The organism is Oscillibacter sp., from assembly GCF_040505565.1.
Taxonomy (GTDB): Bacteria; Bacillota; Clostridia; order Oscillospirales; family Oscillospiraceae; genus Oscillibacter.
Genome location: NZ_JBEUWZ010000010.1, coordinates 51,428 through 76,641, shown reverse-complemented (window position 1 = coordinate 76,641; position 25,214 = coordinate 51,428). Strand labels below are relative to the sequence as shown.

28 protein-coding genes, 1 tRNA gene and 1 riboswitch are annotated in these 25,214 nt (G+C 58.4%); of the genes, 22 read left to right on the top strand and 7 right to left on the bottom strand.

Features of this window, described 5'->3' with window-relative positions:
• Position 1: 1 nt before the first annotated feature.
• Genes ABWQ15_RS04290 through ABWQ15_RS04255 form a run of 8 tightly spaced genes read left to right on the top strand, consistent with a single transcriptional unit; the run spans position 2 to position 3,924 of the window.
• Positions 2 to 415, top strand: coding sequence for a hypothetical protein (locus ABWQ15_RS04290; RefSeq protein ID WP_353907591.1), 414 nt, complete (start codon positions 2 to 4; stop codon positions 413 to 415).
• A gap of 12 nt (positions 416 to 427) precedes the next feature.
• Positions 428 to 766, top strand: coding sequence for a hypothetical protein (locus ABWQ15_RS04285; RefSeq protein WP_353907590.1), 339 nt, complete (start codon positions 428 to 430; stop codon positions 764 to 766).
• Positions 767 to 779: 13 nt separating this feature from the next.
• Entirely contained in the window at positions 780 to 1,838 is a 1,059-nt protein-coding gene (locus tag ABWQ15_RS04280; RefSeq protein WP_353907589.1) for a baseplate J/gp47 family protein, read from the top strand.
• Between the two features lies 1 nt (position 1,839).
• Entirely contained in the window at positions 1,840 to 2,406 is a 567-nt protein-coding gene (locus ABWQ15_RS04275; protein ID WP_353907588.1) for a hypothetical protein, read from the top strand.
• A gap of 1 nt (position 2,407) precedes the next feature.
• Positions 2,408 to 2,704: a hypothetical protein gene (locus ABWQ15_RS04270; RefSeq protein ID WP_353907587.1), complete on the top strand. Its 297-nt coding sequence runs from the start codon at positions 2,408 to 2,410 to the stop codon at positions 2,702 to 2,704.
• Entirely contained in the window at positions 2,701 to 2,967 is a 267-nt protein-coding gene (locus ABWQ15_RS04265) for a hypothetical protein (RefSeq protein WP_353907586.1), read from the top strand. Before ABWQ15_RS04270 ends, ABWQ15_RS04265 begins: the two co-directional genes overlap by 4 nt.
• Before the next feature lie 13 nt (positions 2,968 to 2,980).
• Positions 2,981 to 3,232, top strand: coding sequence for a hypothetical protein (locus ABWQ15_RS04260; protein ID WP_353907585.1), 252 nt, complete (start codon positions 2,981 to 2,983; stop codon positions 3,230 to 3,232).
• On the top strand, positions 3,229 to 3,924 hold the full coding sequence (locus tag ABWQ15_RS04255) for a CHAP domain-containing protein (RefSeq protein WP_353907584.1): 696 nt from the start codon (positions 3,229 to 3,231) through the stop codon (positions 3,922 to 3,924). The genes ABWQ15_RS04260 and ABWQ15_RS04255 overlap by 4 nt, the downstream gene beginning before the upstream one ends.
• Before the next feature lie 54 nt (positions 3,925 to 3,978).
• Here the strand turns inward: ABWQ15_RS04255 and ABWQ15_RS04250 are convergent, their stop codons facing one another.
• Both ABWQ15_RS04250 and ABWQ15_RS04245 read right to left on the bottom strand, forming a co-directional pair.
• The gene (locus ABWQ15_RS04250) at positions 3,979 to 4,269 is read right to left on the bottom strand and encodes a helix-turn-helix transcriptional regulator (protein ID WP_353907583.1); all 291 of its coding nucleotides are present in this window, start codon (positions 4,267 to 4,269) and stop codon (positions 3,979 to 3,981) included.
• A gap of 113 nt (positions 4,270 to 4,382) precedes the next feature.
• Positions 4,383 to 5,021, bottom strand: coding sequence for a superoxide dismutase (locus ABWQ15_RS04245; protein WP_353907582.1), 639 nt, complete (start codon positions 5,019 to 5,021; stop codon positions 4,383 to 4,385).
• 169 nt (positions 5,022 to 5,190) lie between these two features.
• On the opposite strand from ABWQ15_RS04245, the gene ABWQ15_RS04240 reads away from it, so the two are divergent.
• Positions 5,191 to 5,343, top strand: a complete 153-nt coding sequence (locus ABWQ15_RS04240) for a hypothetical protein (RefSeq protein WP_353907581.1) — start codon at positions 5,191 to 5,193, stop codon at positions 5,341 to 5,343.
• 81 nt (positions 5,344 to 5,424) lie between these two features.
• Here ABWQ15_RS04240 and ABWQ15_RS04235 read toward each other — a convergent pair whose 3' ends face one another.
• The 5 genes from ABWQ15_RS04235 to ABWQ15_RS04215 form a co-directional block, all read right to left on the bottom strand.
• Positions 5,425 to 5,670, bottom strand: coding sequence for an IreB family regulatory phosphoprotein (locus ABWQ15_RS04235; protein WP_353907580.1), 246 nt, complete (start codon positions 5,668 to 5,670; stop codon positions 5,425 to 5,427).
• Positions 5,671 to 5,771: 101 nt separating this feature from the next.
• Entirely contained in the window at positions 5,772 to 8,465 is a 2,694-nt protein-coding gene (gene pheT, locus ABWQ15_RS04230) for a phenylalanine--tRNA ligase subunit beta (RefSeq protein WP_353907579.1), read from the bottom strand.
• A gap of 17 nt (positions 8,466 to 8,482) precedes the next feature.
• Positions 8,483 to 9,508 carry a phenylalanine--tRNA ligase subunit alpha gene (pheS, locus tag ABWQ15_RS04225; protein WP_353907578.1) on the bottom strand — a complete coding sequence of 342 codons (1,026 nt, stop codon included), beginning with the start codon at positions 9,506 to 9,508 and terminating at the stop codon, positions 8,483 to 8,485.
• Between the two features lie 23 nt (positions 9,509 to 9,531).
• Positions 9,532 to 9,885, bottom strand: a complete 354-nt coding sequence (locus ABWQ15_RS04220; protein WP_353907577.1) for a hypothetical protein — start codon at positions 9,883 to 9,885, stop codon at positions 9,532 to 9,534.
• Positions 9,886 to 10,224: 339 nt separating this feature from the next.
• Positions 10,225 to 11,709, bottom strand: coding sequence for a hypothetical protein (locus ABWQ15_RS04215; RefSeq protein WP_353907576.1), 1,485 nt, complete (start codon positions 11,707 to 11,709; stop codon positions 10,225 to 10,227).
• 257 nt (positions 11,710 to 11,966) lie between these two features.
• On the opposite strand from ABWQ15_RS04215, the gene ABWQ15_RS04210 reads away from it, so the two are divergent.
• The 13 genes from ABWQ15_RS04210 (at position 11,967) to ABWQ15_RS04150 (ending at position 24,747) form a co-directional block, all read left to right on the top strand.
• Positions 11,967 to 12,836 carry an NAD(P)H-hydrate dehydratase gene (locus ABWQ15_RS04210; RefSeq protein ID WP_353907575.1) on the top strand — a complete coding sequence of 290 codons (870 nt, stop codon included), beginning with the start codon at positions 11,967 to 11,969 and terminating at the stop codon, positions 12,834 to 12,836.
• Positions 12,837 to 12,850: 14 nt separating this feature from the next.
• Positions 12,851 to 13,468 (top strand): hypothetical protein, encoded by a 618-nt coding sequence (locus tag ABWQ15_RS04205; protein WP_353907574.1) that lies wholly within the window; start codon positions 12,851 to 12,853, stop codon positions 13,466 to 13,468.
• Between the two features lie 31 nt (positions 13,469 to 13,499).
• Complete coding sequence (gene alr, locus ABWQ15_RS04200; RefSeq protein WP_353907573.1) at positions 13,500 to 14,672, top strand: alanine racemase; 1,173 nt, start codon at positions 13,500 to 13,502, stop codon at positions 14,670 to 14,672.
• 175 nt (positions 14,673 to 14,847) lie between these two features.
• Complete coding sequence (locus ABWQ15_RS04195) at positions 14,848 to 15,219, top strand: type II toxin-antitoxin system PemK/MazF family toxin (RefSeq protein WP_312615297.1); 372 nt, start codon at positions 14,848 to 14,850, stop codon at positions 15,217 to 15,219.
• 95 nt (positions 15,220 to 15,314) lie between these two features.
• Positions 15,315 to 15,776, top strand: coding sequence for a hypothetical protein (locus ABWQ15_RS04190; RefSeq protein ID WP_353907572.1), 462 nt, complete (start codon positions 15,315 to 15,317; stop codon positions 15,774 to 15,776).
• Positions 15,777 to 15,942: 166 nt separating this feature from the next.
• A complete protein-coding gene (locus tag ABWQ15_RS04185; protein WP_353907571.1) occupies positions 15,943 to 16,458 on the top strand; it encodes a hypothetical protein in 516 nt (171 codons plus the stop codon).
• A 188-nt stretch (positions 16,459 to 16,646) separates the two neighbouring features.
• Positions 16,647 to 17,102 (top strand): transcriptional regulator NrdR, encoded by a 456-nt coding sequence (nrdR, locus tag ABWQ15_RS04180; protein ID WP_353907570.1) that lies wholly within the window; start codon positions 16,647 to 16,649, stop codon positions 17,100 to 17,102.
• Between the two features lie 228 nt (positions 17,103 to 17,330).
• Positions 17,331 to 18,914: a peptide chain release factor 3 gene (locus ABWQ15_RS04175; RefSeq protein ID WP_353907569.1), complete on the top strand. Its 1,584-nt coding sequence runs from the start codon at positions 17,331 to 17,333 to the stop codon at positions 18,912 to 18,914.
• 196 nt (positions 18,915 to 19,110) lie between these two features.
• On the top strand, positions 19,111 to 20,151 hold the full coding sequence (gene selD / locus ABWQ15_RS04170; RefSeq protein WP_353907568.1) for a selenide, water dikinase SelD: 1,041 nt from the start codon (positions 19,111 to 19,113) through the stop codon (positions 20,149 to 20,151).
• 67 nt (positions 20,152 to 20,218) lie between these two features.
• The gene (gene selA, locus ABWQ15_RS04165) at positions 20,219 to 21,598 is read left to right on the top strand and encodes an L-seryl-tRNA(Sec) selenium transferase (protein ID WP_353907567.1); all 1,380 of its coding nucleotides are present in this window, start codon (positions 20,219 to 20,221) and stop codon (positions 21,596 to 21,598) included.
• Positions 21,595 to 23,526 carry a selenocysteine-specific translation elongation factor gene (gene selB / locus ABWQ15_RS04160; RefSeq protein WP_353907566.1) on the top strand — a complete coding sequence of 644 codons (1,932 nt, stop codon included), beginning with the start codon at positions 21,595 to 21,597 and terminating at the stop codon, positions 23,524 to 23,526. Before selA ends, selB begins: the two co-directional genes overlap by 4 nt.
• A gap of 142 nt (positions 23,527 to 23,668) precedes the next feature.
• A tRNA-Sec gene (locus ABWQ15_RS04155) sits at positions 23,669 to 23,765 on the top strand.
• Positions 23,766 to 23,844: 79 nt separating this feature from the next.
• Positions 23,845 to 24,747, top strand: a complete 903-nt coding sequence (locus ABWQ15_RS04150; protein WP_353907565.1) for a selenium metabolism-associated LysR family transcriptional regulator — start codon at positions 23,845 to 23,847, stop codon at positions 24,745 to 24,747.
• 283 nt (positions 24,748 to 25,030) lie between these two features.
• Positions 25,031 to 25,139, top strand: a riboswitch (glycine riboswitch).
• Positions 25,140 to 25,214 lie beyond the last annotated feature (75 nt).

Below are 25,214 nucleotides of genomic sequence, written 5' to 3'. Positions count from 1 at the left end.
TATGTGGTTATCAAGTAAGACGCGGCCCACGGCGGCCACATCCGGGTCTGACCTGGGAGTGACATCCATTTCCGGAGGAAGCGCCGGCGTGGTCACCAAGGGTGAGATGCGTCAGCTGCCGGTTTACGGACCGGGGGGCTATTCCTGGCAGCCCGCTACCGGGGAGACGGTGCTGGTCATCAAGGGTGGAACCGGGGGCGAGGAGTCCTGTGTGGCGGGAGTAAAGCAGGGGAAGGCACCCAGTGGACTTCTGCCTGGCGAGGTATACATTCACGCAAAGGGCGGCAGTGTATACCTGAAAAACAACGGAACGGTGGAGGTTCAGGGAGACCGCATCGTATTGAAGGGACGGGTCGACGTGAGCGGATCACTGTATATCAACGGTGTGCCGTGTCAGCCCAGCACCGGCGGCTAAGGAGGAATTGGCGTGGCGGAACTGAAGATCAGGGATGGGGATTACGTCTCTGACGGCGTGGGCGGCGCGGTCCGGGTAAAGGGTCGGGACGAGCTGCTGCAAAGAGTGCTGTTCAAGCTGACAGCCAGACGAAGCGGATTCCTGTTTTTGGAAAGTATGGGGAGCACGCTGTATGCACTGGGCGGCGCGGCCGCGTCCCAACGGCAGGGCGCGGCGAAAGCGGCCGTGGTGCAGGCGCTGGCGGCTGAGAAAAATTTGCAGGTGGAGCAGGTGGAATTAAACGGGGACCAGCTGACGGTGCAGTTGAACTACGAGGGAGAGGAGCTGAATCTGCAGCTGACGGTGCAGTGACAGGGGTGAAGACATGAGAACAACGGAGGAAATCTATCGGGAGCTGCTGGCGGCGTTTCAGGAACGGTCCGGATACGGCGCGGAGGACTCCTGCGATCTGGCGGTACGGCTGTACGCCGTGGCGGCGCAGGTGCAGGCGCTGGAATGTCAGGCGGACTGGGTACTGGACCAGAGCTTTCCCCAGACGGCGCAGGGTATTTACCTGGACGATCATGCGGCCATGCGGGGCATTGTCCGGCAGGAGGCGGCAAAGGCGGTGGGAACGCTGCGGTTTTCGGTGGCAGATGCGCCGGTAAGCGATCTCAGTATCCCGCAGGGAAGCGTGTGCATGACGGAGAGCGGGGTCCGGTACCAGACAACTCAGGCCGCAGTGCTGGAGGTAGGTAAGCTGACAGTGGACGTACCGGCCGAGGCACTGGAGAGCGGAAGCGGCGGCAATGCCGCGGCAAGCAGTGTGACGGTGCTGACGGCATGCCCGGTGGGAATCACCGGGTGTACAAACCCGGCGGCGTTCACAGGCGGAACCGACGCCGAAGGGGACGACACGCTGCGGGCGCGGGTGCTGGCGAGCTTTCAGCGGCTGCCCAACGGAGCCAATGCCGCGTTTTACGAGGAACAGGCGCTGCGGCACGAGGGCGTCGTGGCGGCGGCGGCCGTGGGCCGGGCCCGGGGTATCGGCACAGTGGATGTGTATATTGCCACGGCGGCGGGAGCGCCGGACGACGCGATGCTTAAGGAAGTGGAGACGGACCTGCAGGCGAAACGGGAGATCGCGGTAGATGTGCAGGTGCGCTCTCCCGCGCAAAGCAGCATGAATGTGGCGGTGGAGCTGGATGTGGGAGAAAACGGGGATTTTGCTGCGGTGAAGAGAGCGGTGGAGTCCGCCGTTGCCGGGTGGTTCACGGGGAAACTGCTGGGGAATCCGGTTCTACTGGCGGAACTGGGGAGGTTGATCTACGCGGTGAACGGAGTAAAAAATTATCATATCCTGTCACCCGCCGCAGACACGGCGGGGAACAGCACGATCCTCCCAACCTTGGGGATGCTGGCGGTAACGGAGATGGAGGCGTGACATGGCGGAATACGAGGCGCATTTAAAAAACCTGCTGGCACCGCTGGGAATCTACGATCTCAGAGACGGAACGCTGAACGAGAGCGCGCTGTTTGCCGCCGCCGTGGGACTGGACAGCGTTTCCGACAAACTGGAGTACGCGGAGAGGGAGGCGCTGACCGTCACCGCGGAAAGCGAAGGGCTACAAAGGCGAGAGGCGCTGTTCGCAAGATGCCCGGCAGCCAACACGGTCTATCTCCGGCGCAGCGCCATCGCGGCACTTCTCCAGATCGACGCGGACAGCTTTTCACTGGACAGCATTAACCGCACCATCAGCGGCTGCGGCATAAAAGCTCTGGCACAGGAGATGGGCGGAGGAAAAATCCGCATCATCTTTCCGGAAGTGGCTGGAATACCAGAGAAATTTCAGCAGATTCAAAAAATCGCACTGGACATTATCCCCTGCCATCTGGAGACGGAGTTCTACTTCAGGTACATGCTCTGGTCGGAGTGTGAGAGTCATGGCTGGACATGGGCAGAGGTTGAGTCAGGAGAGCATACCTGGTACAGCTTCCAGCTGGCGGTGTGATATGGAACAGGAATGGAGCGGGCGGATCACGGCGCTGGAGGAGCGGGTGTCCTCGAATATCCGGCGGATTGGCGCGCTGGAGCAGGCTCAGGAAACCTTGCGGCGGTTGGCCACGGCAGTGGAAGTACTGGCGACTAAACAGGAGATCGTAGCGGGCAGTGTGGCAAAGCTGGATGAAAAAATAGACGTGCTGGAACAGCGGCCCGGGAAGCGATGGGAGGGTCTGGTGGACAAAATTCTGCTGGTGTTGGCGGGGGCGTTTGCTAGCTTCCTGCTGACGCGGGGAGGCGGCGTATGAAAAAGAAGTACACGGTATCCAAGGCCATCGCCCTTGGGATCCTGACGGTGGACGCAAGCTGTACCTATATTGTGCTGTATTTCTGCTACATGTCTATCTGCCGGCAGTTTGCCGGGACGCTGCCGTATCTCACCACGTTGATCGGTGCGCTTCAGGCGTCCACGGCGGTGGTGCTGACGGCATATTTCGGAAAGAGCCGGGCGGAGAACACACGGGGCGGTATCACCTATGACGCCGCGCTGGGCGGCGACGAGACATGTTGAAAGGAGATATATTATGAAGGAAGTATTGCGGAAGCTGAGTTCCCGAAAGCTGTGGGCGGCCGTGGTCGGAATGGCGGCGGGCCTTGCCATGGTGTTTGGACTGGACGAAAGCATGATCACTACCACGGCAGGCGCGGTGGTGTCTCTGGCCTCCGTGGTGACGTATATCATCACGGAGGGCAAAGTGGATGCGGAGAGTATAAAAAACGCAGTCAAGGCAGTTCAGAACGCGGCGGACATGCTGAGGGAAACAAACGGGAGATGACAGGGGAGGAAAAGCTGCTGAGCGTTGCGCGGATAGAACTGGGAACAAAGGAATTGCCTGCCGGAAGCAACCGTGTAAAGTACAACGCGGCGTACTATGGGCGGGAAGTGTCGGGGGACAGCTATCCGTGGTGCTGCGTATTTCTGTGGTGGTGCTTTCAGGAGGCGGGGCTTGGCCGGCTGTTTTACGACGGGGAAAGAACCGCCTCCTGCGGGGCACTGGCCAACTGGGCAAAGCAAATCGGGCGGTTTGCAACAAAAGACTATCAGATTGGTGATCTGGTGTTTTTGCGATTTTCCGGAACCGCGATCCAGCATATCGGAGTGGTGGAGCAGATAAACGCAGACGGAAGTCTCATCACGATTGAGGGAAATACCGGAGCGGGCAGCAATGCCAACGGCGGCGAGGTACAGAGGCGGACGCGGGCGCTGCGGTATGCGGTGGGAGCGTTTCGCCCGGAATATGAGGAGGACAGCGTGACGCAGGAAGATTTCAACGCCATGATGGAGGTTTGGTTTCAAAAGCGGGCGGAGTTGCCGCCTGGCGACTTCTCGGCTCAGGCCCGGTTGTGGGCCGAGGGGAGCGGGATTATCCAGGGCAATACCAACGGGAGCTTTCAGTATAAAAGTTGGTGTACCCGGGAACAGATGCTGGTGTTTCTGCACCGGTTTCTGGAGACTATCAAGAAGTAAACATAAAAAAACCATCCGCCGCCTGTTTTAAAGGCGGCGGATGGTTTGGTGCGTTCAAAGCTTTTTACCCGCATTCCGGATGTCGTGAATCAATTGGCGGATATGGGCAGCCTGCTCATCGGTAAGACCAGAGGCATCAATCAGAATATCGGGCTGCCGCCCCAGAAGCGCGTCGGTGGAGACGGCAAAAAAATCCGCCATTTTTTCCAACAACTCCACGGAGGGCTGAATATTATTGTTTTCCCAGTTGGAAATGCTCTGCTTGGAAACGCCCAGTCGGTCGGCCAGACGTGCCTGCGTGATACCATTTGCCAGCCTTAACCGGTGGATTTCGTCGCACAGCATCGGAGACTCCCCCTGATTCCAAAATTACAATACTATTGTAAAATTCAACTTGACAAAATATAAATACAAAAGTATTGTAATAATGGACATACAGAAATGTCGTTTGCTCAGTTTTATGGAATCGGCGGACGACTTTGCAAAATCCTGGCATAGTGCTCGGAGACCTGAGGCCAGTCAATCAGTCGCCACCAGGCGTCAAAGTAGTCGCCGCGGCGGTTCTGGTACTGCAGGTAATACGCATGCTCCCACACGTCGCAGCAAAGCAGCGGCGTCAGGGGCAGGACGGTATCCTGATTGGCAACCTTTTGAATGGACAGGTTTCCGTCTTTGTCTGTACAAAGACAGGCCCAGCCGGAACCGAAAACGGAGAGCGCGGCGCTTTTCAACGCAGTCTTCAGACCGTCTGTGCCGCCGAAGACGCGGCGCACGGCACCATCCAGCGGTGGCTGAGGAGCCGAGGGCGGAAGGGTGCGGAGCGTGCGGAAATAGAGATCATGATTGAACACGCCACCGGCGTTGTTGCGGACGCCCTGACGAATCTCATCGGGCAGATCCCTCCAGTTTTGACACAGTTGCTCCAAGGACCAGCTGTGATAGGACGGGTAGGGTTCCAGCAGCTTATTCAGATTGTCCACATAGGCGGCAAAGTGCTTGTCGTGATGAAAACAGAGGGTCTTGGCGTCGATATCCGGCTCCAGCGCGTCGTAGGGATACGGCAGCGGCGGCAGAGCAAAGGGATAGTGGCTTTCCATGAGCGTCATCCTTTCCGCAAGTGTTCGTCGGAAGCATATGCAAACACGGCGGGAATTATGCGCGGAGATGCTGATGGAAAAAATGTGCGGCGGCTGTAAAACTCGTGATTTCGACAGAGAAAATGCGGTATTCTGTTAAGCAGCTTGCTGAGTGGAAGAAGATGGTTTTATGACGAATGACGAATTGGAATTCTGTACACTATGCGGCCCGTTGGCAGATGCCCTGGAGATGCTGGACGACGGAAATACAGTGAGGGCGCGGGCAATCATGGAGCGTGTACTTCAGAGGGCCCAGGAGTTGTGCGACAGGGATAAGAAATGATGCGCCCGAATACGTAAGAAAAAACGTTCCCGGAAAGCTTTGCTTTCCGGGAATGTTTTTTTACTGTTGTTTGGACAGTTCTTATTGTCCCAGATATTTTCGAACCAGAACCTGAAGCAATTCATCCCGATCGATCTTGCGGATCAGTGTCCGGGCGTTATTGTGGTTTGTGATATAGGTAGGGTCTTCGGAGAGAATATAGCCCACAATCTGATTGATGGGGTTATAACCTTTTTCCTCCAATGCCTGATAGACCGTGGATAAAACCTGACGGATTTCCTCGTCCTTTTCCATTGCAAGGTTAAACTTTCTGGTATAATCGTCCATGCAGACACCACCCTCCCTTTTGAATCAACTCTATTATACTCGTTTTTTACGGGACTGTAAAGAGTCAAGAAAAACTTTGACACAGGCGGAGCAGGGATAATTCAGCGCAGTATCGCGCCCAGCTCACTTTTCAGCTGGTCCAGAATGCTGGATACGTCCTCGTCCGCCTCGGCAGCGGTGAGACTGCGGTCGTCCGCCCGGAGCGTCAGGTTAAATGCCACACTCTTCTTGCCCGGCGCAATGCCGATGCCAGTATAGATGTCGAACAGGGCGACCTCTTTCAAAAGGCCCTTTGCCTCCCGGCGGATGCAGGTTTCCAGCGCACCTACCGTGACGTCCTTGTCGCACACAACGGCGATGTCCCGCGCCACGGCGGGAAACTTGGGAAGGGCCTGATAAATGGGCAGCGGTCCCATGGCGGCAAAGAGCGCGTCAAAGCTCAGTTCGGCGGCGTACAGCTCACAGTCCACACCGTAGTTTACCGCGACGTCGGGATGAATCTGACCGAAGACGCCCAACTCCTTATCCCCCAAAAGGACTCTCGCGCAGCGGCCAGGGTGATAGGACGGATTGCCGGTGACGGCCTCAAAGACCGCGCCGTCGATGCGCAGACCCTCCAGAATCGTCTCCACAGCACCCTTCAGGGAGAAAAAGTCCACATCCGGACCGAAGGCACCCAGAGAAAGTACCTTCGGTTCCTCAGCAACGCCGGAGGTGTCAGGAGACTTCTTGGCGAAATAGGTGCGGCCCAGCTCGTAGAGACAGGCGGACTTGTTGCGGAAGTTGTAGTTCCGAGTCAGGATCTCCAGCATGGAGGGTAGGGTCGTTGTGCGCATGATGGAGGTGTCCTCGCCCAGCGGGTTTAGAATCTTCAGAGAGTTACGCAGGGGGGAGTCGGAGGGAAGATTGATCTTGTCGTAATAGGTGGGACTGATGAAGGAGTAGGTGATGATCTCGTCGTACCCAAGAGAGCGGCACAGCGCACCCACGGTGCGCTCCGCCTGTTGGATGGGGGTGTAGCCGCCCTGAGCGGACGCACCGCCCATCAGGGTGACGGGAATGTTGTTATAGCCGTGGAACCGGGCAACCTCCTCCGCAATGTCGGCCATGCCCTCCACGTCGCCTCGCCAGGAGGGGACGGTGATGACGTCGCCGTCCAGCCGGAAGTCCAGTTTTTCCAGAATGGTGCGCATTTCGGGCTCGGACACGTCGGTGCCAAGCAGGGCGTTGATCCGCTCGGGCTCCAGCTTCAAGGCGGTGGGTGCGGCGTCTTTGGCGATAACGTCCATCACACCGTCCACCACCTCGCCCGCTCCCAGCAGCTCCACCAACTCGCAGGCCCTTTGGACTGCCTTCATGGTATTCATGAGATCCAGACCCTTTTCATAGCGGGAGGAGGCTTCGGAGCGCATGTTCAACGCCACGGCGGTGCGGCGCACGGACGCGCCGTTGAAATTGGCGGACTCGAACAGGACCTGTGCGGTGTCGCCCACGATCTCGCTGTTGGCGCCGCCCATGACGCCGGCGACGCACACGGGTCTGTGCTCGTCGCAGATGCACAGCATACTGGGGGTCAGCTTCCGCTCGTTTCCGTCCAGAGTCTGGATGGTCTCGCCCTCGCGGGCGGTGCGGACGATGATTTTTCCGCCCTCCACACAGGAGAAGTCGAAGGCGTGCATGGGCTGGCCATATTCCAGCATGACGTAGTTGGTAATGTCTACGATGTTGTTGATGGGACGGACGCCGGAATTGCGCAGCCGCTCCCGCATCCAGGCGGGGGACGGCTTGATTTTCACGTTTTTCACCATCCGGGCGGTGTACCGGGGACAAAGCTCCGGATCCTCGATCTCAATATCCACCAGCTCCGCGATGCTGCCGCCGCAGCCCTTGATCTCCGGGGTGTGGAGCTTGAGGGGCTTGCGGAAGGTGGCGGCGGCCTCCCGGGCCAGGCCGATGACGCTGAGACAGTCCGGTCGGTTGGGCGTGATTTCAAACTCCACGATGTGATCGTCATAACCGATGAGCTTGGCAACGTCGTCGCCGGGCTTCACGCCGTCCTCATGGAGGACCCAGATGCCGTCGGGGATGCAGTGGGGGAACTCGGCCTGCTGGGCGTGAAGATCGGCCAGGGTGCATACGTGGTTTTTGCCGGTGTCATAGGCAACCAGATCGCCCCCGTGGAGGTTCTGGCAGACGGTGGAGACGTCTGTGGTGTTCTCTCCGTCGTACAGCTTCAGCGCGTATGTGAAGCCGACTCCCTCTACGGAATCGACCCGCGCGGCGATCACCTTGCCGAAAAGTTTTCCGCCCGGCTGGATATCCGCGGGGATGGAAGGGGCCTCGCCCTTCAGCGGGGTATAGTCACCCAGAATCGCCGCGGCCGTGATGGCGGCGTAAGGATAGTCGTGCTCGGCGGTCAGACCCAATTCCTTCAAAGAGCAGAGCATTCCGTCGGATTCCACGCCCCGAAGCTTGCCCCGCTCGATCTTCACGCCGCCGGGGAGCAGGGAATTGTGCTTTGCCACGGGGACCAGATCGCCCACGTGGATGTTCCACGCGCCGGTGACGATCTGAACGGTGCCGTCGCCCACGTCGAGCTTCAAGACCCACATGTGATCGGAGTTCTCATGTTTCTTCATTTCCACGATCTTGCCCACCACCACATTTTTCATGCCGGCGCCAAGGTCGGTGGTGACCTCCTGCTTGGACCCGGAGAGCGTCATCGCCTCCGCGAAGTCCCGGTCGGAAGCGTCCACTTCCACAAATTCATTCAGCCATTTTCTGGACAGTAACATAGTTTCGCTCTCCCTTCTCAGAATTGTTCAAGGAACCGCACGTCGTTTTCAAAGATCAGCCGCATGTCGCTGATTTTATACTGGCCCAGCGCCAGACGCTCCAGACCCATGCCGAAGGCAAAGCCGGAGTAGACCTCGGGGTCGATGCCGCAGTTTCTCAGTACCTTTGGATGGACCATGCCCGCGCCCAGCACCTCGATCCAGCCCTCGCCCTTGCAGGTGGAGCAGCCCACGCCGCCGCACTTATGACACTGAATGTCCATTTCGCAGCTGGGCTCCGTGAACGGGAAGTGGTGGGGGCGGAACCGGGTGACGGTATGCTCGCCGTAAATTTTGCGGATGACGGCGTTCAGCGTTCCCTTCAAATCGCCCATGGTGATGCCTTTGTCCACCACGATGCCCTCGATCTGGTGGAACATGGGGGAGTGGGTGGCGTCCACCTCGTCCTTGCGGTATACCCGGCCGGGGGACATGACCCGGATGGGAAGGTCCCGGGTCTCCATGGCGCGGATCTGCATATTGGAGGTCTGCGTCCGCAGCAGGACGTTGGAATCCTCCGTCAGATAGAAGGTGTCGGACCACTCCCGGGCGGGATGGTCGCCGGGTGTGTTCAGCTTTGTGAAGTTGTAATCCGCCAGCTCTATCTCCGGCCCGTCCAGAATTTCAAAGCCCATGCCGATAAAGATATCCTTGATTTCGTCCAGTACGCTGTACATGGGGTGCTTGTGACCCATGCGCAGCTTTTTGCCGGGGATGGTCACGTCCAGAGCCTCGCCTTCCAGCCGGGCCTCCATGGCTTTGTGCTCCAAAATGGCGGACTGCGCTTCAATGGCGGATTCCAGGTTGGCGCGGACCTCGTTTGCCATCTGACCCATGACGGGGCGCAGCTCGGCGGAAAGACCGCCCATCTGCTTGAGAAGGCCGGTCAGCTCGCCTTTTTTGCCCAGATATTTTACCCGAATAGCTTCCAGCTCCGAGGCGGCCTTCGTACCAACCACGGATTCCAGCGCGCTTTTGCGGATAACTTCCAGTTGTTCCTTCATAGTCGATGCTCCTTTACTTATAATTATTTAAACTTTTCATTTAGTAGGATTTGGGCGGCACGCTTTGCCTCATCTTGATAGCTTTCGGACTGCACGATCTTTTTCAGCTTTTTTTCTGAGAAGTCGGCATAAAGCTGTTTATAGCGCTCCAGGGGATGCAGTTGGCCCCTTGCTTTATCAATGTCCGAAAGAAAATAGAATTCCATTTTCCGACAGGCCTCACACACAAACAGCTCCACATCTTCGCCGTACTCCGACTCGTCTGCCCCTCCAGCAAAGCGGAAGAGAGGAATATCCATGGTCAAGCGGTGAAATCCTCGGCTGACCATTGTTCCGCCGCAGGAGCAGAGCTTTTGGTCTTCGGATGCAGGTTCCACGAGACATCTCCTTTCGGCATAAAAAACGCCCCTCATCCCAATAAATTGGGACGAAAGGCTTAGCTTCCGCGGTACCACCCAAATTCGCGCGGAACGCCGCGCGCACTTGAACCCCTGTAACGGTGGGCCTCCGGCCATGTCTCCATGGCGGCTCCCGGGCGAACCAAACGACGCACCGCGGGCCGGCTTGCAGCCGGTGACCAGCCCTCTCTTGGCGGCGGAAACTCGTTATTTTCCCGTTCAACACTGATATCAACTACCATTTATAGCACGAAACCAAAGGAAATGCAAGAGAATAATCCCCCGCTCGGCGTATTTTCCGCCAAACGGGGGATTTTATCAGTCCGAAAGGTGTTCCATCAATATTTTGGATACCGTGCCGTCTTTCATATAAAATGTGATGTGGCTCCCCAGCATTTCGTTGTCATTGGGCCAGACCCAGGCGCCTTCGCCGTCCTCCACGTGAATTTTATCGGTATAAGCCGCTTTTGGATAGGCGGATAAAACCGCGTCCTGATCATCGCCCACGGATACGCCCCACCAGGTTTTCACGTCCGGGGAGAGGGTTTCCATGGAGTTGACAAAACTCACCTCGCCGTTCTCTCCAGAGAAAGTGTAGTATTTCACGTCCACGCCGCCGTAAGAAAATGCATAGACCTTTTCACCGTTATCGCCGGTTCCGATCGACGCGGGGGTTTCCGGAAAGCCTTTGTAAAGCCAGGGGTACTCGCCGCCCTTTTTTCCCAGCGTGAGGCATTGATCATTCGCCACCAGGCAGAAAGTGGAGTTGGCCTCGTCCTGATGCAGTTGGCTCGTCTGCATCCAAGCGGTTTTAAGCCCATCCAGCAGCGCCTGTTCTGCGCTGCTTTTCGGCTGGTATGCGTCCAGAATCATCTCAAAGGTGGCTTGTTCCTCCGGCGTAAACCAGGAATAGGTGTCCCAGGCCGGCATTGTGCTGACATTGTCCTTATACGCCCACGGGCTGCCCGGAAAGACGGACAATTCGGCGAACCAGCTGTCCGGATCGTCTAAAAACCGGAGGGAGAGGGAGTCGCCGGGTCCCTCAGAAAGAGCGCCGTCGGCATGAAGCAACCAACAGGCCAGCTGGAGATCGGACCAGTTTTCTATGTCCCGCGCTTCTTTTGAAAAATCGTCCGCGTCATAGGAGAAGCGGAACACCGTGTCCGCCGTCTCATCCAGCGCATCAGAGGGACAAAAACTGGCGAACCGCCAGCCGTCCGGCGTTTTGATGTAATCCAGCGTCTTCTGGGAATACCCCACGGTGGCAAAGGGTTGCTCCCATTCGAAGCTGTCGGCATAAAACGTGAGAGTCACCGTCCAGCGGCTCTCGTCCACCTGCTCCGCCGAGACGGCCTTGCCCAGCAGATAGAGATTGCTGCCCCGGGCGCAGGAGGCGGTATAGAGCTTTCCGTCGATATCCCGGTAGCTATCGCTGCCGCCCATGATGTCGTCCGCCAGTTCCGGTGAAAAACAGCTCCGCACGCGGATGTCCAGATCGGCATAGCAGTTCAGTCCGGCGTAATCCACCGCCTGATAGGGGATACCGCCCCGGCTGGAGTCGTAGGGCAGCCCGTTTTCCGTCACCAGTGCCCCGGAGGCGGGGAGAGAGTACAAGTCAAACCAATCGTAGACCTCCGCCGCCCGGTCATAGGCCGCCAGCACATCCGCCTTTGTCAGCTCCGGCGGAGCGGAGGATACAACGGCCTGCCCGGAGACGGAGGAGACGTCAGAGCCGGCATCGCCGCAGGCGGTCAGAGAGCAGGTCAGTACGGCTGCGGACAGAAGCGCCAAAGCACGTTTCATGAAAGGGGAGCCTCCCGTCTTGTTGAAGTTGAGGAAAATGCTTCCATTTTTTTATAGACGCCTGGGGAAGCAAAAAAGTTGCAGATATTTTTGCACCGACTCAAAAAATTTCCCGTTCCCACAAAGCGCTTGCAATCCGGCGCCGGGGCTCTATAATAAAACTGTTGCTGAAGCTGATTTTGCGCGTGTGCGTCCGCTTGCGGACGGGTGCGCGGGAGGACGACAGCGGGCGTTTGGCCGCGGAAAGGAAAGCAGTCATGAATACGCAGAAGGTCACCATGGAATTTGTCCGGGAGGCACTGCCGTCCCGGCGGGAAGACGGTCACAAGGGAGACTTCGGCAAGGTGTTGGTCGTGGGCGGCGCGGTGGGATACACCGGTGCGCCGTATCTGACGGCCGAGGGGGCTGTGCGGTCCGGGTGCGGGCTGGTGTTTCTGGGTGTGCCGGAGGCTATCTGGCCGGTGGAAGCGTCCAAATGCACCTGCGCCATGCCGTTTCCTGCGCCGGGGAAAAACGGAATGCTCTGCGACAAGGCGCTGAAGCCTCTGCGGGAAAAAATGGCGGAGTGCGATGTGCTGGCTCTGGGTCCCGGTCTTGGACGCTCGCCGGAGACACAAAAGCTGGTACTGGGCCTTTTGGAAACAGAAAAGCCGGTGGTGCTGGACGCCGACGGCATAAACGCCCTGGTGGGGCATATGGATAGTCTGGACGCGCGGCGGGGCCGCGTCACCATTCTGACGCCTCACGATGGGGAGTTCGCCCGCCTGGGCGGAGACGCGGCGGCAGACCGGGCGGAATCGTCCCAGAGCTTTGCCAAAGCCCACGGCTGCGTTCTGGTGCGAAAGGGACACCGCACGCTGACCGCCACGCCTCAGGGCACCGTACTGGAAAACCCCACGGGCTGTTCCGGCCTTGCAAAGGGCGGCAGCGGAGACGTGCTCACCGGTATGATTGCCGCCCTGCTGGCACAGGGGGCCACGGCGGTCCGGGCAGCGGCCTGCGGCGCGTATCTCCACGGCCTTGCGGGGGACCTGTGCGCCGGGTGGCTGACAGAGTATGGCATGACGCCTCAGGATGTGGCCGAGGCGGTTCCCAGCGCGTTCCAGACGGTGCTGATTGAAAATTAAGGAGGTATGTTCAGGTGCACAGACCGGGGGCTTGTGTACCGATGATGACCCTCTGCCTGCTGCTGAGTGCGTGCGGTGGCGCGGGGGACACGGACGCGGCCCGGGCTGCGCGGGCGCCCTATCAGGAGATGGAGAGCTGCTCCATGACGGCGGAGGTATCTGCGTTATACGGCGACGAGGTGAGCGAATTTACCCTGCGGTGCGACTATGCGCCGGAGGAGTCTACCGTGGAGGTTCTGGCGCCGGAGACGGCGGCGGGGGTGAAGGCCGTCCTCAGCGGCGACGGACTGACGCTGACCTATGAAGACGACTGCCTTCCCGCCGGACCGCTGAGCGGCGAAGAGCTGAGTCCGGCGTCGTGTCTTCCCCGGCTGATGAATGCTTTGCGGGATGGCTGGCTGTTGGAGGAAAACGAAGAGGACTTGGGAGATATCCCCTGTCTGCGCGTGAGTCTGGAGCAGACCGGGACGGACGGAAGCAGCGTCGATTCTACGCTCTGGTTGAAAAAGGACGATCACACGCCCGCACGGGGAGAAATCGCCGTGGACGGGAAAATAATTTTGCAGGCGGAGTTTACGGACTTTCAATTCGGTGCTATACTGGACGGTGACAGCGGGGCCGCTGCCGGATGACCCCAACAAATGAAATTTGGAAGGTGAGCGAATGGAAAAGTTCTTGAGGAGAACTTGGGCGGAAATCGATCTGGATGCGCTGTCGAATAACTACCACAAGCTGCGGGAGCAGATGGGACCGAACGCGAAATATCTGGGCGTGGTCAAGGCGGACGCTTACGGACACGGAGCCGTGCGGGTAGCGAAGAAGCTGGAGAGTCTGGGAGCGGACTATCTGGCCATTTCCAATCTGGAGGAGGCGCAGGAGCTGCGCCACAACGGCATCAAGCTGCCGATTCTGATGCTGGGCTACACCCCCGCCGATATGACGGAGGCGCTGATCGACAATCGTGTGGCGCAGGATGTCCCATCTCTTGAGATGGCAAAGGCCTATTCCGGGGAAGCCGCCGCCTGCGGCAAGACGCTGACGGTTCACCTGAAGCTGGATACCGGCATGGGCCGTTTGGGCTTCCAGTGCGACGAGGCCCACTTTGAAAAAAGCCTTTCGGAGATTCTGGAGGCCGTGAAGCTGCCGAACCTTGACTGGGAGGGCGTCTTCATGCACTTCTGCGTGGCCGACGAGCCGGAAAAGGAAGCCAGCCAGGAATTTACCAAGGTGCAGCACGACCGCTTCGTTCATATGGTGAACGAGGTGGAGAACCGGGCGGGCATGAAGTTCCGGATTCACCACTGCTGCAATTCCGGCGCGGTGGTGTATCACCCCGAGTTCGCGTGGGATATGTGCCGCCCCGGCGTGGTTTTGTTCGGCACGGAGCCTATGAGCCGCGATTTTGGCCTGAAGCCGGTCATGACGCTGAAGACCACCGTGGGTCCCGTCAAAGCTTATGCGCCAGATACCTCCGTCAGCTATGGCCGGACGTATTTCACCGATAGGGAGCGGCGCATCGGCGTTTTGCCCATCGGTTATGCAGACGGATTCCAGCGCTGCCTTTCAAATAAGTGGGAAATGCTGACTCATGACGGCCCCACAAAGATCTGCGGCCGCATCTGCATGGATATGTGCATGGTGGACCTGACCGAATTGCCGAATGTGAAGACCGGCGACGAGGTGGAGGTATTTGGGCCCCACAACCCCATCGAGAAGATGGCGGAGTTGGCCGGCACCATTACTTACGAGCTGACCTGTGACGTGGCCAAGCGCGTTCCCCGCATTTACATTGAAAACGGCAAGGTTGTGGATCGCAATTTGCAGCTCCTGTTTTAAATCTGACTCGTCCTCAGAGCACACGATCACCCACCCCGACGCATAGAATGAATCGGGGCCGGTCGTACCGGAAAAACGGCGTATAAATTTTCCGGCTGCGTGGGAGAATGATAGTGGCCCCGCTGAAAATGAGGTTTTCAGCGGCGGGTACTATTTTCGGCGGAGTGTGAACTTTGTGGATACGAGTGTTGTGAAACGCGGCGACATTTATTACGCCGACCTAAGTCCAGTGGTGGGAAGTGAGCAGGGCGGCGTCCGGCCTGTGTTGATTATACAGAACGACACCGGCAATCGGTATAGTCCCACCGTCATCGCGGCGGCTATCACCTCTCAGACGGGGAAGGCACGGTTGCCTACCCATATTGATCTGCCCATGGCCGACAGCCGTGGACTTTCCAAAGATTCCGTGGTCCTGCTGGAGCAGGTGCGGACGCTGGATAAACGGCGGCTGAGAGAACACATGGGTCATGTGGATGAGCAGGTGATGGAGAAGATTGACACTGCCATCGCGGTGAGTTTTGGCCTGCAGCACGACCAATTGGTCTGAGCGGGCTTTTTGATTTCAAACAGGCGGAAGGACCTGGGGAAAGAATACATACGCTGTATCCTTTTTCCAGGCGCCGCCTGCGGTAAGGAGGACCTATGAAACCAAAGAGAAACAGGTGGTTTCTGCGGGCGCTGGCGCTGATGCTGGCTTCCATGGCGGCGCTGGTGACGTTTTCCGCCGCGGCGGAGGCCGGGTCCCAGGGGGACCCGCTGGTGACGCTGAGCTATCTGAACGAAACATTCCTGCCCAAGATCCTAGCTCAGGTACAGGGGACGGCCTCCGGTTCCTCCGGGACTAATTTTGCCGTTGTGGATCTGAGCAAGGGAAAGAGCCTGAGCCTTTCCGTGGGCGGCGAGGTGATGCTCAGAATGGGGACGGCGACCTGCGGCGCAACGTCTTCACCGGGATTGATCGACGAGACCTCCGCCGGTTCCATTGACAACGGCGGCGTACTGGTAAAAAATCACCTTTATATGGCCACGATCGACGGAAGGTCGGTTAAAGCAACCGGAGACGGCGTAAAGCTGCTGGTCCGGGGGAGCTATTCCCTCAGCTGACAGACGAGCTATTTCGACAGATAACAAACATACATAAAAGGGTGCCGTCGGCGCATAGGATAGCGCAGACGGCACCTTTTTTGCGCCCTGTGGTGCGCGCGTTCTTCGCGCGGGATGTTTTTTTGCGGCGAGCTGCTCCGCGCCGCACAAGGGGAGATGAAATGCTATGGACAAGTATCCGCTGTATCTGGACGGCAGACCCGTCGGGGAATTGACCGTGACCGATTCCGGTATGTACGCCGATTATCGCGCAGTGTGCCGCGGCGTCGGCCCGGCGCTGCTGCGGGCCTACTTAGCGGGAGAGCGGTCCGAAATGCTTCTGGGCGTTTTGGCGCCGGAGGGCGGTACGTACACGATCCGCCGAAGACTGAGCCACCGCGAGACGGCAAATCTCGGCAAGCTCCTTCGCTGCGAGGCGCGGAGAGAGGGCGAACAGCCGTGGGAGCGTGTCTCCGCGCCGGAGCGACTGCTGTCCACGCCATTCTTCTCCCGTATGATGCAAGGACTTTCCGGCGTTTTGTTCCGGCAGAGAGGGGATCGGCGGCTGATAGCGGTACCCTATGATCCGGCAAAGCCGTTCCCCATGACGCCGCTGTTCTGCTTTGCAAAAATCTGCCAGATTGAAGGCGTAAAATATGTCGTCTTTGCGTTCGATGCGCGGGAAACGCCGATAATGCCCTAAAATCGCATTGCGAATTGGATATTTTGTCAGGCTCAATTGCAAATTGGAAAAATAAATGTACCACAACGGTTTGCGGTGTGGTATACTAAAAACACTAAAAAATTCCCGTATATATCCAGACTGCCGCTTTTTTCCGCGGGCGGCGGCGGAAAAGTGGAAGACTCTACTTGGAGGAAGGAGAAAACCTGATGAAATGCCCCTATTGCGGGTACGCTGAGAGCAAGGTTATCGATTCCCGCCCGGCCGACGACGGAGCCAGTATCCGCCGCAGGCGGGAGTGCCTGTCCTGCACCAAACGGTTTACCACCTATGAGACGGTAGAGAGCCTGCCCATGGTGGTGGTAAAAAAGGACGGCAGCCGCCAGAGCTTTGACCGAAGCAAGGTGCTGGGCGGCATGATCCGCGCGTGTGAGAAGCGGCCTGTGCCGCTGGCGGAGCTGGAGCGCATTGCCGACGAGGTGGAGCAGGAGCTGCAGAACGGTCTGGACCGGGAGATCACCACGGAGCACATCGGCGAACTGGTGATGGAAAAGCTCCGGGGCCTGGATCAGGTGGCCTACGTTCGCTTTGCCTCCGTTTATCGCCAGTTCAAGGACATAGACACCTTCATGGCGGAGCTGAGCAAGCTGCTGGCGGAGAAGTGAGTTGGCATGACGGCTGCATTCAGCCCTCACAAAAGCGCAAAAAGAGTCTTGGGTGTGTGACCCAGGACTCTTTTTTTGAGGTGAAAAAACGAACTGTTGGAAAAAATAGAAGGGAGGAGCCGAAAAGTCTTCCTGCCGCCGGAAATAGATACAAAGTCTTGCAAAATGCCCGGCGGTGTGATAAATTAATAAGGTTAATCGGATTCATAACAATTAAGGAGTAACGCCATGTCCGCCCTGAAAGAAGAAATCTCCCGGCGCCGCACGTTTGCGATCATTTCGCACCCCGACGCCGGAAAAACCACCCTGACTGAAAAATTTCTGCTGTACGGCGGCGCTATTGCCCAGGCCGGCGAGGTCAAAGGTAAACGCGCCAAAGCCGCCACCTCGGACTGGATGGAGATCGAGCGTCAGCGTGGCATCTCCGTCACGTCGTCGGTGATGCAGTTCCAGCACGAGGGGTACTGTATCAACATTCTGGATACACCCGGCCATCAGGACTTTTCAGAGGATACGTACCGCACGCTGATGGCGGCGGACTCCGCCGTCATGGTCATCGACGGGGCGAAGGGCGTGGAACCCCAGACGCGGAAGCTGTTCAAGGTCTGCGCTCTGCGGAATATCCCCATTTTCACCTTCATCAACAAGATGGACCGGGAGGCTCGGGACCCGCTGGAGCTTTGTGAAGAGGTGGAGCGGGAGCTGGGCATCGACACCTACGCCGTGAACTGGCCCATCGGCTGCGGCAAGGAGTTCGCCGGAGTCTATGACCGGGAAAAGAGCCGCATCCTCTTTTTCCAGGGCGTAGGCCACGGGAAGAAGGCGGCGGCCACGGAGGTAAATCTGGACGACCAAAAGGTCGGAGAACTGATCGGGGAAAAGCGCTGGCATGCCCTGCGGGATGAGGTGGAGCTGCTGGGTGCGGGACGGGAACTTGACCTGCAAGCCGTTCGGTCCGGAAAGCTCAGTCCCGTGTTCTTTGGGTCAGCGCTGACCAACTTCGGTGTGGAGCCGTTTTTGGAGGAATTTTTGCGTATGACAACGCCGCCTATCAGCCGGGTGGCGGACTGCGGCGAAGTGGATGCGTTCTCTCCGGATTTTTCTGCCTTTGTCTTTAAAATTCAGGCCAATATGAACAAGGCCCATCGGGACCGGTTGGCGTTTATGCGCATCTGCTCCGGAAAGTTCGAGCGGGACGCCGAGGTCTATCACATGCAGACCGGTAAAAAAATGCGCCTGAGCCAACCCCAGACCATGATGGCCGCGGAACGCGAGATCGTGGACGAGGCCTATGCGGGGGATATCATCGGCGTGTTCGATCCCGGTATTTTTTCTATCGGAGATACCATCACCGTGCCAGGCAAGAAGTTTATGTTTTCCGGTATTCCAACCTTTGAGCCGGAGCATTTCATGCGGGTCAGCCCCAAGGATACCATGAAGCGCAAACAGTTCATCAAGGGTACAGAGCAGATTGCCCAGGAAGGCGCCATTCAGATCTTCAAGGTTCCCGGTGCGGGCATGGAAGAGGTCATCGTCGGCGTGGTGGGCACGCTGCAATTCGACGTGTTCGAGTATCGTATGAAAAACGAGTACGGCGTGGACCTCTATATGTACGGCCTGCCCTATGAGCACCTGCGGCGTATCACCGTCTGCCCGGTGGAGGACCCGAAGGACCTGACGCTGTGTATGGGCGCGGAGGTGCTGGCGGATTTCCGGGACCACTATCTCATCGCTTTCGGCGGCGAGTGGTCCGTTGGGTTTTTGCTGAAGCATAACCCCGGATTGGAACTTTCCGAGTCTTTGTCGGTGTAAGCGGGGAAAAAGAAAATTTTTTAAGTATAAAGTGCGTGGAAGAGGAAGAAAATGACTCTTGCACGCACTTTTTGCGTCGGGCCGACGGCATTCTGGCCCCGCGTCCCCGGTCCGCGACACGTTGACAGACTGTGGGTGGAATGGTATGTTGAAAGCAAAGAAACATCCCCTCGGGGACATCGAAAGGAGATATACCATGGAAGAACAGAATATCAAGCTGACAAAGCTGGCAAAGTGCGCCGGATGCGGCGCTAAGGTGGGCGCGGGTGTTCTGGCTCAGCTGCTGGAGGGTATCAAGGTTCACCACGACCCCAACCTGCTGGTGGGCTTTGATAAGAGTGACGACGCGTCGGTTTACAAGATCAGCGACGATCTGGCGCTGGTGCAGACGGTGGATTTCTTTCCGCCCATTGCGGACGACCCCTATCTGTTTGGGCAGATCGCGGCCACCAACGCCCTTTCGGATGTATACGCCATGGGCGGTGAGCCGAAACTCTGCCTGAACATTATGGCGGTGCCGGAGTCCATGCCCAAAGAAGCGGTCCACCAGATGCTCCGCGGCGGCTATGACAAGGTTTTCGAGGCGGGGGCACTGATTACCGGGGGCCACAGCATTCTGGACGACGAGCCGAAATACGGCCTGTGTGTCACCGGTTTCGTCCACCCGGACAAGATGCTGACCAATTCCGCGGCCCGGCCCGGCGACGTGCTGCTGCTGACCAAGCCAATCGGTATCGGCGTTCTGACTACCGCGCAGAAGGCGGACATGCTGTCCGCGGCCGGCCTGGAGCTGGCGCAGAGGCTGATGACCACTTTGAACAAGGCTGCCCGGGATGCCATGGTGAAGTACGAGGTCCACGCCTGCACCGATGTCACGGGCTTCGGCCTGCTGGGCCACGGTTATGAGATGGCGCAGGGCAGCGATGTGGGGATGACGCTGAACGTGGACGCCATTGACCTGATTCCGGAGTCGCTGGAGCTGGCAAAAATGGGGATTCTGCCCGCTGGGATGTATCGCAACCGGACATTTGCCGAGCCGGGTGTGGATGTTGGAGATGTGGAGCTTGTCAAACAGGACCTGTTGTTTGACCCCCAGACCGCCGGCGGACTTTTGATATCCGTGGCGGAAAAGGACGCGGACGCGCTGTTCGCGGAGTTGAAGGACTGCGTACCCAGTGCCCAGCGGATCGGTGTCGTGGAGCCCTATCTGGGCGGAAAGCGCATCAAGCTGCGCTGATATTTGTCCGGGAGAGATCGGATTCTTAAATACTAAAGGAAACAAAAAGCGGGGGGAAGCGCGTGACATGAATCAGGAATTACTGCGAAACATTCCAAAGGTGGACGAACTGCTGAAGGAACCGGCCATTGCGGCGCTGATGAAAGGAATACCCGTTCAAACGGTGACCGATGCCGTTCGCGCCGCACTGGAAAGTCTCCGAAATGAGGTGCTGGCGGGAACGCGGGAAGTGCTTCCGGACAGGGCGGTGCTGTGCGCCCAAGTGGAGACGCTGGCCCACAGGGAGGTGCTGCCGTCCCTGCGAAGCGTTGTGAATGGAACCGGTGTGGTGCTGCACACGAATCTGGGGCGGGCGTGCTTGTCCGAAAGGGCGGCAGAGGCCGCGAAAAACGCTGCCCGGAATTACTGCACGCTGGAATACGACGTTGCCGCGGGCTGCCGAGGCCATCGTTGCGCCCATTTGGAGGGCCTTTTGACCAAACTTACCGGCGCGGAGAGTGCGCTGGCGGTGAACAACAATGCAGCCGCCGTTCTGCTGATTCTGTCGGCCATGGCGGCGGGAGGCGAAGTGGTGACCTCCCGGGGAGAATTGGTGGAGATCGGCGGCTCCTTCCGCATCCCGGATATCATGGAGGCCTGCGGCGCAAGGCTGCGGGAGGTGGGGACCACCAATAGGACCCATCTCGCGGACTATGAAAGGGCCATTGGGGAAGAAACCCGGGCCCTGATGAAGGTCCACACCAGCAATTTCTGCGTCTTGGGCTTCACGGAGGCCGTGCCTCTGGCGGATCTGGTGGCTTTGGGTCACGAGAGAGGACTGCCGGTGATCGAGGATTTGGGCAGTGGATCTTTGTGGGACTTGGAACAGCTGGGACTGCATGACGAGCCCACCGTCCAGATGTCTGTTGCGGCGGGAGTGGACGTGATCTCCTTCTCCGGCGACAAGCTGCTGGGTGGCCCTCAGGCGGGTATCATTGTCGGGCGGGAGAAATATCTGTCGCTTTTACGCGGGCATCCGCTCTATCGGGCCATGCGGCTGGACAAGATGACGCTGGCGGCGCTGGAAGCGACTCTGCGGGCCTACGCCGACGGTACGGCGGAGACGGAAATTCCCACCCTTGCCATGCTGGCGGCGACGCCGAAGGCGCTCCATGTGCGGGCCCATAAACTTTGCGCGCTGGCGCGGAAAGCGGGCGTGGAGGCGGAAGTGATCCAGGGGGAGGATCAGGTGGGCGGCGGCAGCGTCCCCACGCAGCTGCTGGCGACATACGCCGTGGCGGTGACGCCGAAGCACGGCAGTGTGGACGCGCTGGAGGCGGGCATGCGTCTGCGGGATAGGCCGGTCATTGGACGCATCACCCATGACCGCTATCTGCTGGATGCGCGCACCCTGCGGGAAGACGAGTTTGCCTGCATCATTCAGGCTTTGGCGGAGACTGCCCTATGAAGCATATCATCATCGGCACCGCAGGTCATGTGGACCACGGCAAGACTCTGCTCATCAAGGCTTTGACCGGTATCGACACCGACCGCCTTCAAGAGGAGAAGAAGCGGGGCATCACCATTGAGTTGGGCTTCGCCCATCTGGATTTTGGGGACGGAACGCAGGCGGGCGTCGTAGATGTGCCGGGTCATGAAAAATTTATCAAAAATATGCTGGCAGGTGCCGGCGGCATTGATTTTGCCTTGCTGGTGGTGGCCGCGGACGAGGGGTTTATGCCCCAAACGGTGGAGCATCTGGGCATTTTGACGTTGCTTGGAATTAAGGACGGTCTCTTGGTCATCACAAAAGCCGATATGGTGGACCCGGAGTGGCTGGAGATGATGCAGGAGGAGATTGTCCAAAGGGTGAGGGGGACGTTTTTGGAGGGCAAGCCCATCCACACCGTCTCCGCCTATACAGGGCAGGGAATCCCGGAGCTGAAGGAAGCCCTGCATCAGCTGGTGCTGCATGCCCGTGAGAAAAATCAGCGGGTGCCGTTCCGCTTGCCCGTGGACCGGGTGTTTTCCGTGGACGGCTTTGGCACGGTGGTCACCGGAACGCTCATTGAAGGGGCCATGCACGAGGGAGACCCGGCGGAGCTGGTGCCATCCGGCGCGAAAACCCGCATCCGGAATTTGCAGGTCCACGGCAGGGACGTGGAGACCGCTTATGCCGGGCAGCGGGTGGCGGTGAATTTGGCGGGACTGAAGAAAACAGACGTGCAGCGGGGCGACGCGGTGGCGAGGCCCGGCAGCGTCCGCATATCTCGGATGCTGGACGTCCGGCTTCAAAATTTGCGGGACTCCCAGCGGGTGATTTTAAATGATTCCCAGGTCCATCTGTACCACGGCGCGGCGGTGCTGCTGGCAAAGATCGTGCTGCTGGATCGGGACAGCCTGAACCCCGGCGAGAGCTGCTACGCGCAGCTGCGGCTGACGGAGCCCATCGCCTCGAAAAACGGGGACCGGTTCGTGATCCGCTTTCTCTCGCCGATGGAGACCATCGGCGGAGGGGTGATTCTGGACGACGCGCCGCCGAGGCACCGGCGCAATGTTTCCGCCGTGCTGGAGGCGCTGAAGATTCGGGAGAGCGGGTCCAGCGGCGAGAGGATCGTGCAGGTGACAGCGGAGTTCGGGACGTCTCTGCCTGACGGAGGCAGATTATCGGACAAGCTGGGTATGGAAGCGCCGGAGCTGGAGCTGCAGCTGCTGGAGCTGGTCGCCGTGGGCCGTCTGGTGGAACCGCTGCCAAACCGTTTTGCCGCGGCGGAGGTCATGGACGGCATGCGGGACGCCTGTGGGGCACTGCTGGAGGACTATCACCGGAAGAACCCCCTCCATGCGGGAATGAAGGCCGCCGAGCTGCGGCAGAAACTGTTTAAATCCATGGAGCAGACCACGGCGGACGCCCTTCTGGGTGAACTTTGTGCTGAGGGATATATCCGACGGGTGGCGGATCGATACGCGCTGTCGGAATTTTCCGTCCATTTTACGAAAAGACAGAACGCGATCAGGGACCGGCTGCTGGAGAGCTATCGAAGGGCGGACATCGAGCCGGCCGCCACGGAAGAGATTATGGCCCAGTTCCAGCCCAATGAGAAGGCCGACGCGAAGCAGGTGCTGGACAGCGTCCTCTCCGGTGGGGAGCTGGTGATGCTCTCACCCCAGATCTGCTATCACAAGGACGCCTATCAGCGGGTTTGCGGCGTTGTCAGAAACCATTTTGCAGAGCACGAGACCATCACGCTTGCGGAGCTGAGGGATGCGCTGGGGACCTCTCGAAAGTACGCGCTGGCGATTCTGGAATATCTGGACCGCTTCCACGTGACAAAAAAGGATGGTGACCTCCGCCGCCTTATAAACCGGCAGTTTTTAACGGAGGAATTTCAGTAGAAACCGCCAGGCGCACCTTTTCACGAGACGCGGAAGGGGTGGACGGAAAAGGTGTGCGCCCGCGCTGCAGGTTGGGGCTTGCCATTTATAGACGGACATGTTATAATGGCGCCGTCGGCCGCGAAGAACGGCGACTTTTCGTGGGAGTAGATGGGTGCTGGTGTGCCCCCCGGTCTTCAAAACCGGTGAGGGTGGTGAAGAGCTGCCCAGGTGGGTTCGATTCCCACATATTCCCGCCACAGGACGCCGCGCAGACGCGCGGCGTCCTGTTTTTGTCAGTGATTCTGATTGCGGAATGGCCCGCAGAAGGAGAAATCCATGGAGCTTCGACAATTGGAGGCGTTCTCCCGCGTGGTGGAGACAGGCAGCTTTTCAAGGGCTGCAGAGCTGCTCCGTGTCAGCCAGCCCACCATCAGCGTCCATGTGACGGCGCTGGAACGGGAACTGGGCCTGACGCTGATTGCCCGTACCACCCGCGAGGTAGGCCCAACGGAGGCTGGGCGGATCCTATTTGAATATGCACGGCAGATGTTGGACCTGCGGCAGAAGGCAAAGGAAGAGCTGTATCGGTTCGCAACGGAATTGTCGGGTACGGTTGCCGTGGCCGCTTCCTCGATTCCGGGACGGTATTTCCTGCCCAGGATAATAACGGCGTTTCAAAAGCGGTATCCCGATGTGAAGTTTGATCTGCGCATGACGGACAGCGCCGGTGCGGTGGAGCAGGTGACGGATCGGGAGGCGGAGTTGGGATTCTGCGGAACGCTCTCAGACGGCAAGTGCATTGCCCGGGAGTTTACCGACGACAATCTGGTGATGGTCGCCCCGAACATGCCGAGGTACCGGGCCTACCAGCATGAGGGCGCCTCCCTGCGGCGCATCGCCAGCGAGCCGTTTGTGGTCCGGGAGGTGGGCAGCGGTACCAGACGGGAGACGGAGCTGTTCCTGCGGGCCATGGGGGTGGACCCGGCCGGAATTCGCATCGCCGCTGAGGCATCCTCCAACGAGGAGGTGGAACGGCTGGTGGAGGAGGGAGTCGGAATCGCCGTTCTTTCCAAAAGTGCGGCGGCGGAGCGTGGAAACTTGTTGGTCATCGAACTGCCTGCGGTCAAGATCCGGCGGAAGCTCTATATCCTCCGCCGGAAAAACAGTATACTCTCCCCGTCCGCCCAGGTTTTCTATCGTTTTGCGGAACAATTTTACCATCGAAATTCTGAGCAGTGAGAATGTGATTGTGCAAAATGCAGAAAATATTTTGAAAAATTTTGAAAATAATAATGCAATGTGCTGAAGACGACCAAGAGAAGTGTGAAAAAAGCAACAAAGTCTGCTTATTTTGCGGAAAAAACAAGAAAATTTCATAAAAGCTGGACCCGTCGATTTGCCGAAGAGAATTTATATATAAAAACTATAAATTGAATTCTTTTCTTGCGTCGCATGGAAGGAGGAGATTAGAATGAAGATGTACATGGGGCAGCGTCTCCATTTGAAAAATTGAATTATGTGGATGACGGTTGCAGGAGATCTGCCCATTTTGTGGCGGGGCCGAAGGGATAAGTATCACAGCTTGCCGGCGTGGTATGAACATCTCAGGCAAAAAGGACTGCAACCCGACTACACTCTGGAAAGCGAAAGCGCCGAAGGAGCAACCCGCGACTGCGGGGAATCTCTCAGGTCAATCAACAGGGTCG